General features: G+C 61.1%; 8 protein-coding genes and 1 pseudogene. 8 read left to right on the forward strand and 1 reads right to left on the reverse strand.

Annotation, left to right across the window (positions count from 1 at the left end; genetic code table 11):
• The 8 genes and pseudogenes from nadC to AC0L3E_RS33880 all read left to right on the forward strand — a co-directional run.
• Positions 1–571: carboxylating nicotinate-nucleotide diphosphorylase (nadC, locus tag AC0L3E_RS33845; protein WP_473606811.1), on the forward strand; the 571-nt coding region annotated here is incomplete at its 5' end.
• Between the two features lie 270 nt (positions 572–841).
• Positions 842–1,801, forward strand: coding sequence for a biotin synthase BioB (bioB, locus tag AC0L3E_RS33850; RefSeq protein ID WP_473606818.1), 960 nt, complete (start codon positions 842–844; stop codon positions 1,799–1,801).
• On the forward strand, positions 1,798–2,937 hold the full coding sequence (locus AC0L3E_RS33855) for an 8-amino-7-oxononanoate synthase (RefSeq protein WP_473606813.1): 1,140 nt from the start codon (positions 1,798–1,800) through the stop codon (positions 2,935–2,937). The genes bioB and AC0L3E_RS33855 overlap by 4 nt, the downstream gene beginning before the upstream one ends.
• Complete coding sequence (gene bioD, locus AC0L3E_RS33860; RefSeq protein ID WP_473606814.1) at positions 2,934–3,569, forward strand: dethiobiotin synthase; 636 nt, start codon at positions 2,934–2,936, stop codon at positions 3,567–3,569. Before AC0L3E_RS33855 ends, bioD begins: the two co-directional genes overlap by 4 nt.
• The gene (locus AC0L3E_RS33865; protein ID WP_473606815.1) at positions 3,569–4,834 is read left to right on the forward strand and encodes an adenosylmethionine--8-amino-7-oxononanoate transaminase; all 1,266 of its coding nucleotides are present in this window, start codon (positions 3,569–3,571) and stop codon (positions 4,832–4,834) included. The genes bioD and AC0L3E_RS33865 overlap by 1 nt, the downstream gene beginning before the upstream one ends.
• Positions 4,831–5,814: a beta-ketoacyl-ACP synthase III gene (locus AC0L3E_RS33870; RefSeq protein WP_473564859.1), complete on the forward strand. Its 984-nt coding sequence runs from the start codon at positions 4,831–4,833 to the stop codon at positions 5,812–5,814. The genes AC0L3E_RS33865 and AC0L3E_RS33870 overlap by 4 nt, the downstream gene beginning before the upstream one ends.
• A 331-nt stretch (positions 5,815–6,145) precedes the next feature.
• A complete protein-coding gene (locus tag AC0L3E_RS33875) occupies positions 6,146–7,792 on the forward strand; it encodes an MFS transporter (protein WP_473606816.1) in 1,647 nt (548 codons plus the stop codon).
• A 480-nt stretch (positions 7,793–8,272) separates the two neighbouring features.
• Positions 8,273–9,003, forward strand: a pseudogene (locus tag AC0L3E_RS33880) (porin).
• Between the two features lie 293 nt (positions 9,004–9,296).
• Here the strand turns inward: AC0L3E_RS33880 and AC0L3E_RS33885 are convergent.
• Positions 9,297–9,551 (reverse strand): hypothetical protein, encoded by a 255-nt coding sequence (locus AC0L3E_RS33885; protein ID WP_473606817.1) that lies wholly within the window; start codon positions 9,549–9,551, stop codon positions 9,297–9,299.
• Between the last annotated feature and the right edge of the window lie 820 nt (positions 9,552–10,371).

Here is a 10,371-nt window from a genome sequence, read left to right on the forward strand (position 1 = left end):
CACGGCGCTCAATTTTCTATGCCGTCTGAGCGGCATTGCCACGGCCACGGCGGCAATGGTCGAAGCCGTGCGTGGCCACAAGGCGAGGATCGTGTGCACGCGAAAGACGACGCCCGGCCTGCGAGCTTTGGAGAAATATGCGGTACGCGTCGGCGGCGGCGCCAATCACCGGTTCGGGCTCGACGACGCCGTGCTGATCAAGGACAACCACATCGCGATCGCCGGCGACATTCGCACGGCAATAGAGCGGGCGCGCGCCGCCGCAGGGCACATGGTGAAGATCGAGGTCGAGGTCGAGACGCTTGAGCAGCTCGATACAGCGCTCACGCTGGGCGTCGACGCAGTGCTGCTCGACAATATGTCGGTTGAGGATCTTACCCGCGCCGTGGCAATCGTCGGTGGCCGCGCCATCACCGAGGCTTCCGGCCGGGTGACACCGAAAATGGCTCCGGCGATTGCCGCGACAGGAGTTGACCTCATCTCGGTCGGATGGCTGACACACAGCGCGCCCATTCTCGACATTGGCCTGGACATGCCGTGTCGCGGGAATATCAGCACTCATTTGAACTAGCGGGAAGCACAATGGGGATGAACTAACGGAAACACAATGAAGAGCAACGCGCTCTGGCTGCGCACAGGGAAGGGGCTCGAAAGAACACGCTTCATGCCGCTTACCCTTCAATACTTGCGGTATTCCAGTATTGCGCTCACCGACGAGCCCATCGAAAGGGGCTCGCCACTGGACGGACTCGTGAGTGCGCTCGCTGATCAGCAATAGAGGTTTTTGACGATGAGGATGGGAATGAACGAGGAGTGCGACTCGAACTGTGCCACGCAGTCGATGGAGGCAGCACTGCCCCGATGGGACCGCAAAGAGGCCGAGGCTATATACGGCATGCCGTTCAACGATCTGCTCTTCCTGGCCCAGACCATCCATCGCCAGAACTTCGATCGCAACCGGGTGCAGCTGGCGCGGCTGCTCAGCATCAAGACCGGCGGATGCCCGGAGGATTGCGGCTATTGCAGCCAGTCTGCGCATCACGAAACCGGCCTGAAGGCATCGAAGCTGATGGAGGTCAAACATGTCATCGAGGAGGCGACCAAGGCACGAGATGCTGGCGCGACCCGCTATTGCATGGGCGCTGCCTGGCGCAGTCCGAAGGACCGCGACATGGACGCAGTGCTCGCCATGATCGAAGGCGTGAAGGCGCTTGGCATGGAGACCTGCATGACGCTCGGCATGCTCGAACTCAGCCAGGCGCAGCGCCTGAAGGCGGCCGGTCTCGACTACTACAACCACAACATCGACACGTCCGAGCGCTATTACGGCACGGTCGTTTCAACCAGGACCTTCGCCGACCGGCTGGAAACGCTTGGGCGCGTGCGCGAGGCTGGGATCAAGGTCTGCTGCGGCGGCATTTTCGGGATGGGAGAGGAAAAGGCCGATCGCATCGATATGCTGGTAACGCTGGCGAACCTGCCCGAGCCGCCGGAAAGCGTGCCGATCAACATGCTGATCCCCATCAAGGGGACGCCGCTTGCCGATGCCGAACCCATCGAGCCGATCGATTTCATCCGCACCATTGCGCTCGCCCGCATCATGATGCCGAAGTCGTATGTCAGGCTCTCCGCCGGCAGGACGGCGATGAGCGACGAGACCCAGGCGCTGTGCTTCTTTGCCGGGGCGAATTCCGTGTTTGTTGGCGACACGCTTCTGACGGCGGACAATCCCGGGGAGGACAAGGATACTCGTTTATTTAGACGTCTCGGCATCGAACCGATGCAATGCGAGGCGAAATGAACGAGCCACCGCTCGCCCGCTATGAAGCCACCTTGCTGGGGCTGGCCCGCAAGGACCGGCTGCGCACATTGGCGCCGCGGGCCGGGTTGGACTTCTCCTCCAACGACTATCTCGGGTTTGCCGCCTCGAAGAGACTTGGCGATGCAGTCGCGGCCGCAATCGAGCGGGGCACCCTGGTCGGCGCTACCGGATCGCGGCTTCTGCGCGGCAACGCGCCGGAGCATGAGGCATTGGAGGCAGATGCGGCGGCGTTCTTCGGGGCCGAACGGGCGCTGTTCTTCGGCAGCGGCTATGTCGCCAACTTCGCCCTGCTGAGCACCCTTGTGAAAAAAGGCGACCTGCTGATCCTGGATGAACTGGCGCACGCCAGCATGCATGAAGGGGCGCGGGCTGGACGCGCCGCGTTCAGGCTGGTGACGCACAATGACATTGATGCTTTTGAGGACGCGATCCGGTGCTGGCGCGCCGAAGGCGGCATCGGGCGCATCTGGATCGGGGTCGAGAGCCTTTACAGCATGGATGGCGACCGGGCGCCGATCGAGAGCCTGGTCGAGCTTGCCGATCGGCACGAGGCATTCATACTGGTCGACGAGGCACATGCCACCGGGGTCTGGGGATCGGCGGGCCGCGGGCTGGCCCAGGCGTTCGAGGGCCGCGACAACATCATGGCCCTTCATACATGCGGCAAGGCGCTGGGTGCATCCGGCGCGCTCGTCACCGGGCCGGGAGTACTGTGCGACTATATCGTCAATCGCTGCCGGCCGTTTATCTACGCCACCGCGCCATCGCCGCTCATGGCAGCGGCGGCGCGCGAAGCGCTCGCAATGCTGGTCGACGAGCCGATGCGCCGTATTCGGTTGCACGAGCACGTTGCCTTTGCAGGCCGGCAACTGGCCGAGCGTTGCGGAGCCAAGCCCAGCGGTTCGCAAATTCAGCCATTTTTCATTGGGGAGGTGACGCGCACAATGGCGATCGCGGCGGCTCTGCAGGCCCGCGGCTTCGACATACGCGGCATTCGTCCGCCGACCGTGCCGGAGGGTACCTCGCGGCTGCGCATTTCGCTGACGCTCAATGTCGGCAAAGCTGACATTTCGGCCATGGTCGAGACGCTTGCCGAAGTGTTGGCCACGGCATGAGCAAGCGCATCGTGGTCACCGGAACAGATACGGGAATTGGCAAAACGATTTTTGCCGCGGGGCTCGCAGGCCTGCTTGACGGCTTCTACTGGAAGCCGGTGCAATCGGGTCTCGATGAGGAGACCGACAGTGAGGTGGTCGAACGGCTCGCTGGCCTGCCATCAGGGCGCGTGCTGCCGGAGGCCCACCGCTTGAGGAGCCCGCTGTCGCCGCACCGTTCTGCCGAAATCGACGGTGTCTCGATCGAGGCTGCCGATCTTGCTTTTCCAGTCTTGCCCACACCGCTCGTCATCGAAGGTGCTGGCGGACTGATGGTGCCGATCAACCGACAGACAAGATTCATTGACATCTTCGCTGAATGGCGGCTGCCGGTGATCCTGTGCGCCCGCACCGAGCTCGGCACGATCAACCACACTCTGCTGTCCATCGAAGCCCTGCGGGTTCGCTCCATCCCGCTGATCGGCGTTGCCTTTGTCGGTGAAGAGGCGGCCGATACGCAAAGGACAATCACCGAATTGGGCGCGGTGCGTCAGCTCGGCAGATTGCCACTCCTGGCTCCGCTCACGCGCGAAACTCTGCGAAAGGCGATGATTGCCGGCTTCGACCTCGCTCAGATTGCCGAAGGCGAGTGATGTCGGGGTCGCGCGTGTGGCATCCATTCACCCAGCATGCGATCGAGCCGCCCATGCCGGCCGTTATCCGCACCGAAGGCGCTTGGCTACAGACGAATGACGGAAGGCGTATCCTCGATGCAACCTCCTCCTGGTGGGTGGTCACTCACGGCCACCGCCATCCACGGATCATGGAAGCGATCCGGATTGCGACCGAGATGCTTGACCAGGTGATCTTCGCCGGCCTCACCCATCAGCCGGCAGAGCAATTGGCCTCCGCGCTGATCGAAATGGTACCGCCGGGCCTCGACTGGGTCTTTTACTCCGACAGCGGCTCTACCTGCGTTGAAGTCGCGCTGAAGATGGCGCTCGGCTATTTCCGCAACATCGGCGCGCCGCGCTCGCGCATCGTCGCGATGGAACACGGCTATCATGGCGACACGATTGGCACGATGAGCGTCGGCGCCCGGGGCGTGTTCAATGCCTGCTACGAACCGCTTTTGTTCGAGGTCGACATCATTCCTTTTCCGACCGCGGGGCGCGAGCAGGAAACGCTTGATCGTTTCGAGGTCCTGTCTCGTGACCGCGGCGCCGCCGCGCTGATCATCGAACCGCTCGTGCTTGGCGCCGGCGGCATGCTGATGTATCCGGCCTGGGTTCTGACCGAATTGAAGAGGATCGCTGAGGCTTCCGGCACGCTCTTGATCGCCGACGAGGTGATGACCGGCTGGGGACGCACTGGAACCATGTTCGCCTGCGAGCAGGCGTCGATCTCTCCGGATATGCTGTGCACCTCGAAGGGCTTGACCGGCGGCTCCGTCCCGCTGGCAGCCACGCTCGCCAGCGATGCCATCTTCCAGGCTCACTATTCCGAAGACCGCAGGAAGACCTTTTTCCACTCGAGCTCCTACACCGCCAATCCGATTGCCTGTGCGGCGGCACTTGCCAATGTCGAGATCTGGCGTGACGAGCCGGTGGCCGAGCGGATCGCCGCCTTGAGCACGAAGCAGGCGGCCGGGCTTCACCGCTTCCGGGACAATCCATATTTCGCCGACAGCCGGGCGACCGGCACGATCGCGGCCCTCGATCTGCGCACCGGCTCAGCCGGTTATCTTGCCGAGATCGGGCCGAAGCTGCGCGCTTTTTTCCTCGAGCGCGGCCTGCTCGTGCGCCCGCTCGGCAATGTCCTTTATCTTCTGCCGCCCTATTGCATCACCGGAGACGAGCTGGACGGGCTCCATGACGCCATCGAGGAGGCCGGCGAACGCTTCGGCTCGCGGTCATGAGCCGGTCGTCGCGCATACTGGGCTTCGGTCATCATGCGCCGGCGCGCAAGGTCGAGAATGCGGAAATCGAAGATGGTCTCGGGCTCGAACCCGGCTGGATCGAGCGGCGCACCGGAATCCGCTCGCGCTTCTGGGCAACGGGCGAAGATACATTATCGGGCCTTGCCGCGCGGGCCGGCGACATGGCGCTGGCAAATGCCGGGGTCGACCGTGACGATATCGGCCTGCTGTTGCTCGCGACGTCTACGCCCGACCACCTTCTGCCGCCCAGTGCACCGCTGGTCGCACATCGGCTCGGACTGGGTCACGCCGGTGCTGTTGACCTGACAGGCGCCTGCGCCGGCTTCATCTATGCCCTGATGTTCGCGGACGGATACACCCGCCTGCATGGCAAAGCGAGCCTGGTCATTGCCGCCAACATCCTCAGCCGCCGCATCAATCCAGCCGAGCGCGCAAGCGCGGTGCTGTTTGCCGATGCCGCCGGCGCCGTGGTGGTTGTCCCGTGCGAAGAGCCGGATCGAGGCATCCTCGGCGCCGCGCTGGCCTCGGACGGCTCGCGCCACGGACTGATAAAGATTCCCGCCGGCGGAAGCAACACACCGTTCCACGACGGGCTGGAGCTCGAGCAGACCTGGATGACGATCGCCGACGGCCGCGAAGTGTTCGCCAAGGCCGTGGAGATGATGTCACGCTGCTCGCAGGACGCCCTCTCTGCTGCCCGTATGGGATCGCAAGACATCGACCGGTTCGTGCCACACCAGGCCAATGCGCGGATTTTCGATGCGGTCGGCAGGGTTCTCGGAATAGATGATGAAGCGATCGTCAAGACGATCGCCGACTACGGCAACTCTTCCGCCGCGACCATCCCGCTCTCGCTCTCGCTTTCGCATCGGGCACAGCCGTTTCGGCCCGGTGAAAAGATTCTTCTTGCGGCAGCCGGTGCCGGTCTCAGCGGAGGCGCCCTCATCATAGGAATTTAGCCGCACGGCGGTCATGCACAGGGAGTGGTCAGGGATGACACGAGCAAACGGGTCTGCCAAAAAACGGTCGCCGGCAAGCTTCACGGGCGCTGGCGCGGTGACGCGAGAGCGATCAAAGTTGCAGGCGATTCTGTCGATCAGCACAATCGGCAATGTTATCTTGCCGCAAGGGTTGTCGGCGCCAGCCTGGGAGAGTGGAGCCGACAGAGCTCATGCACAGCCTCGACGGGTCATCCTGGTCGATAGGTCGGCCTTTCCGGTGCATAGATCAACATTGTAGCGGCAGCAGTGCAGCCGAGAATTTGAATAAGCGGCCCTCTAAGGCATCATCATGCAGTCCGAAAACAATACCCATCTGCCTTCCTCAACAACGCTCGCTCCCTTTCGAAATCCGGTGTTTCGCTCGATCTGGACGGCCACACAAATATCCAGCCTCGGCTGGCTCGTGCAAACGGTGGCGATCAGTTGGCTGATGGCCACGATTTCCGCTTCGGATCTGATGGTTGCACTCGTGCAGGCTGCATCCACCTTGCCGGTATTCCTCCTTTCGATCCTGGCAGGAGCCATTGCCGACAACTTCAGCCGCCGATGGGTGATGTTTGCGGGACACTGCCTGATAGCCTTGGCGTCAACGACGCTGATGATTTCTGTGGGCCTCGGATTTGCCGGTCCCTGGCTAATTCTCGGCCTGGGATTCCTGGCCGGCTGCGGCTTTGCCTTGAATGATCCGGCCTGGCACGCTTCTGTTGGCGATATCCTTCACAAAAGGGATATCCCGGCCGCGGTCACCCTCATGTCCGTCGGATACAATATTGTGCGTAGCCTCGGTCCGGCTTTGGGGGGCGTGGTCTTGGCGTTCTTTGGACCGCTGGCCGCTTTCGCCTTGGCAGCCTTAAGTGATCTGGCGCCGCTAACCGCAATATGGCGTACTCGATGGGATGTTCGCACTTCCCCTCTCCCTCGTGAACGAATGACGATGGCAATTCATGACGGAGTGCGCTTCACGGTGATGTCCCTGGAGATCAGGGCAGCAATTGCTCGTGCGACCCTTTTCGGCCTGGCAAGCATCTCCATCCTTGCATTGCTGCCTCTGCTTGTCCGGGACCAGCTGAAAAGCGGACCCATCATCTACGGCATCTTGCTGGCCGGCTTCGGCATGGGTGCTTTCATCGCGGGCATGAGCAATAGCTATCTGGGGCGGATCACGTCTCAAAACAGGCTGGTGTCCTTCGCCTCCGTCGCTTGTGCAGTATGTTGCCTTTCTCTTGCACTCACATCGTCGGTTCCCGTGGCCGCCATTTCGCTGGCACTTGGCGGCGCGGGTTGGCTCATCACCTGGACTGGCATCGACGTGTCGGTGCAGCTGGCAAGCCCCAGATGGGTGGTCGGCCGCACATTGTCGATCTACTACGCGTTGAGCGCAGGTGGGATGGCGGCTGGCAGCTGGATCTGGGGTACTGTCGCACAAAACTACTCCTTAGGCTGGGCCTTGGAGGGCGCCGCAGGCGCTCTGTTGCTGGTTGCAGCTGCGGGAATACTGTTTCCGGTCGGTCCATGGGAGGAAACGGATCAGGAAAGTTCGGATTTTCGGCCGCCTGAGCTGGCACTCGACTTAAAGCCCAGAAGTGGCCCCATAGTGGTGAAAGTGGAGTATCGTATATCTGAAGAGAATATCGAGACCTTTCTGGGCTACATGCGCGCAAGGCGGCATGTTCAGAGCCGTGCTGGTGCGCGTAACTGGACACTGCAGCGAAATCTTCAAACGCCTTCGATCTGGACAGAGACATTCCGCACGCCAACCTGGATGGATTTTCTTCGCCTGAATCATCGGCTCACGGCAGCGGATAAGGAAATCGGTGATCATCTCCTGTCACTGCATGATGGGGAGCGTCCGCCTCACACAGTGCTTTCCATCGAACGCACGACTGAGGCAGCTCGTACCCGTTCCCCGACACTCTTTTCTCGCCCCCCCAGGTGACGTGCTCCAAGAGCGATGCTCAGCCTGCGCCGACAAGAGAGCGCCACGAGCAGCAGCGGCCAATTTAAATTATCGCGAAGCCGGCTCGTCGGAATGGCACGTCGCTTGCTGCTCCGCATGGAACGCACCCTGCTAGCCCACTAACAGCGGAGATGATTATGGCGATTGATTCACAAGGGCTGCCCCTCCCGTGTGCCCGAAGAGTTTGGCCGAACAGCCGTGTGGAAGCGGGGCGGTACGCGTTGTGACGTCTATTTTTAAGCCGGACGCAGGTCGATCCTCACTTTTGTCGGCAGAAGGCAACCCAGCACAGCGTTTCTTCCGTGTGTAGCACCATTGTCGAAGCAGTACGTCCTCGCGCCAGACAAGACGTCGATTCCTTATGCCAATATCAGACGGCAACTCACCTATTCAGCGGGTATTCCGCATTCCTCAGATTGCAAAGAAGAACGCGATCCCCTTTTGAATGGAGAATCCAGAATGAACGTGAGCAGCCTTCTTCTCGGCTCGGTTGCGGCCCTGACCTCCGTTTCGGTGGCTCGCGCGGCGGACGAAATCTCCGCGTCGGACCGGACCGAACATGTCCACATCTGCGACGTCTACGGTGCAGGCTACTTGCATGTCCCCAACACCGACACCTGCCTGCGCATCGGCGGCTACGTCCAATATGACGTCGGCATCGGTGGTGTCCCTTCGCATGAGGGGGCAAGAACATCCAGTGCGAGAACCGGGGAGGCTCAGGGCAGTTGGCGAAACAACACGCCTTTCACGTTCAAGATTTGGACGAGCCAGGAAACCGAAATGGACCACTGAAGACCTATACTGAAAGCCGCCTGAACTTCGGCAACCGCAACCCTTATCCGGGTCCGGACAGTGCTCAGAACCAAGCCTTCAACAGTGGCGCCAAGTTGGCTTCCGCCTGGACCCAGCTTGGTGGTCCCCGAGTCGGGAAGGACGAATCGCCTTCCACACATTTATCGGATACACCGGGAACATCCTCAATAACGCACTTGTTCCGTATGGCGAAATTCGATCAGTACTACATGGATACCGTCAATGGGTTTTCGGCTGTGGTTTCACTTGAACAAGGGGCGAGTGAGGTCGGTTCTCTCGACAGCCATGTTCCCGACGTCGTCTTAGGCGTGAGACAGAGGCCGGGGAACTGCGCTCTCTGGGCGATCCGCAAGGCGGCAGAAGCGCATTGGTCTTGAGGGCTGGGGTCGCCGGCTTTCGCCCTTCGGCGGGCGGTTCAGCCAGTTGTGCAGCCCGGATGGCAGGCAAGAGGGTCCCGCTCGCTGCAGGGCAGCCAGAAACGGGGCTGTCGAGACCGTTTCGAATTGCACCTGGCGAAGCGCACGCATGGCCCTCGAGCTTTCGGCGCCGGAGACGGCGGGTGAAGGGCGGCCCGGGACGAGAACGCGTTCAGTGTCATTGCTGCGCAATTTGGGCGGCTTGCCTTTCGCGATGTTAGAACGCGTCGGTGAGCTATCGAGTTCTTGGTGGGTCATCCCAAGCGCCCGCCCCTCCTCTCGCCATGTGGCGACCACCCTCTCGACGTCTGCGAGCTTTTGGGCAAACGTTCGGCGTCGAGGAGCAGGCCTTGTTCGTTCCGCTGGGCGTCGACGATCTTAGTCAGAGCCTCTTCAAAGCCCAGAACAAAAAAGGTCATGGCGTAAGCACCCATAGCCACCGTGGGGTCTCCTTTTTCGATCTTCAAATAGGTGCTCTTTGCGATGCCCAGTCGTTCCGCCATCATCATCACAGTCAGGCTGCATTTTTGCGGGCGAGCGCAATGTCGGCCCAGACTCTGGGAGGCAATGTGTCGGTCACTGTCGAGCGCATCTTTGTCTCATAAAAACGGCCTTAACTCATTTTAGGTCGTTTACATAAGCCCGAAGCCGGAATGTGTCGGTATTGGCAAAGGCTGTCGGCATCGGGCGAAAGTGTCAGATTCCAAACATACGAAGTTGTCCCAAGCTCTGATTCTCGTGCTCAGCCTGCGCCGACAAGAGAGCGCCACGAGCAGCAGCGGCCAATTTAAATTATCGCGAAGCCGGCTCGTCGGAATGGCACGTCGCTTGCTGCTCCGCATGGAACGCACCCTGCTAGCCCACTAACAGCGGAGATGATTATGGCGATTGATTCACAAGGGCTGCCCCTCCCGTGTGCCCGAAGAGTTTGGCCGAACAGCCGTGTGGAAGCGGGGCGGTAGGCGTTGTGACGTCTATTTTTAAGCCGGACGCAGGTCGATCCTCACCTTCGTCGGCAGAAGGCAACCCAGCACAGCGTTTCTTCCGTGTGTCGCACCATTGTCGAAGCAGTACGTCCTCGCGCCAGACAAGACGTCGATTTCCTTATGCCAATATCAGACGGCAACTCACCTATTCAGCGGGTATTCCGCATTCCTCAGATCGCAATGAAGAACGCGATCCCCTTTGAATGGAGAATCCAGAATGAACGTGAGCAGCCTTCTTCTCGGCTCGGTTGCGGCCCTGATCTCCGTTTCGGTGGCTCGCGCGGCGGACGAAATCTCCGCGTCGGACCGGACCGAACATGTCCACATCTGCGACGTCTACGGT

It is taken from the genome of Mesorhizobium sp. WSM4822 (genome assembly GCF_055811155.1).